Annotated in this window: 1 protein-coding gene; it reads right to left on the bottom strand. The window is 57.9% G+C overall.

Translation table 11 applies throughout. From position 1 onward, the window contains the following. Positions 1 to 41 precede the first annotated feature (41 nt). Positions 42 to 1,186, bottom strand: a protein-coding gene (locus V2B23_RS30830; protein ID WP_430953687.1) for an IS3 family transposase whose coding sequence is annotated in 2 segments (ribosomal slippage) — positions 42 to 907 and positions 907 to 1,186 — 1,146 coding nt in all. Because the reading frame shifts where the segments join, the coding sequence is not laid out codon by codon here. Between the last annotated feature and the right edge of the window lie 3 nt (positions 1,187 to 1,189).

Below are 1,189 nucleotides of genomic sequence, written 5' to 3'. Positions count from 1 at the left end.
GGGACTGCACCCACTTCGGTTGACACGTGGGGTTGATAGTTTCAGGCCGCGTATGCGGCCTGATTGATTGTCTCAAACTCGATCGGGGTGAGCTTCCCGAGGCGCCGTTGCCGACGTTTGCGATGGTAGGTTTTCTCGATCCAGGTCACGATCGCCAGCCGCAACTGTTCGCGAGTCGACCATCGTTGTCGGTCGAGGACGTTCTTCTGCAGCAGCGAGAAGAAAGATTCCATGGCCGCATTGTCACCACATGCCCCAACTCTGCCCATAGAACCTTGTAAACCGTTGTCGGACAATGTTTGTACGAACTTTCTTGACCGAAATTGGCTACCCCTGTCGGAATGTACAATCGTCCCAGCCGGCTCCCGGAGAGCGACGGCATTGGTCAGTGCGCGGACAGCCAGCGACGCTTTCATTCGCGAGTCGATCGAATAGCCGACAATCTTGTTCGAATGCACGTCCTTGATCGCACACAGGTACAACTTCCCGGTGTCGGTCCAATGTTCGGTGATATCGGTGAGCCACAACTGGTTTGGCTTCCGTGCCGTGAACTTCCGGGCGACGAGGTCGTCGTGGATGGGCGGGCCCGATTTTCTGTTCAGTCCTCGTTTCTTCGCGAACACTGACCAGATACGTTGCTGCGAACAGAGCCGGGCGACACGATTCTCGCCGGCGATGATGCCTCGCCCAGGTAATTCGTCGGCGATGAATCGGTACCCGAAAGCCGGATCGTCAGCGTGAATGTCGTAGGCGGCGTTAATCAGATGTGCATTGTCCCAGTCGCGCTGCGTGACTGGGCATTTCTTCCATGTGTAGAACCCTTGCGTGGAGAAACCGAGCACCCGGCAGGTCACCGTGACGGGAATTCCGTCTACGGCGAGGTCGCGGACCAGCGGGAACATCATTTTGGGTTGACGTCCCGAGATAGATAGGCGACGGCACGTCGCATCACTTCGGCTTCCTGCTCGAGCAAGCGAATTCGTTTCTTCGCTTCGCGGAGTTCGGCGGTTCCGTCCTTGGTCATTCCGGGGCGGTTGCCGTCTTCGATGTCGGCTTTCTTCAGCCAATTGTGCAGCGTTGCCTCGCTGACGCCGAAGTCTTTCGCGATCTGAAAAAGTGGGGCCTCGCGTTTGCGGGCGACCGCGACCACGTCGCGACGGAACTCCTCGGGGAACGGTTTCGGCATAGC

The organism is Rhodococcus sp. 24CO, from assembly GCF_050586165.1.
GTDB lineage: Bacteria > Actinomycetota > Actinomycetes > Mycobacteriales > Mycobacteriaceae > Rhodococcus_F.
The sequence above is the reverse complement of the archived record's forward strand: the minus strand, read 5'-3'. Positions and strand labels throughout refer to the sequence as shown.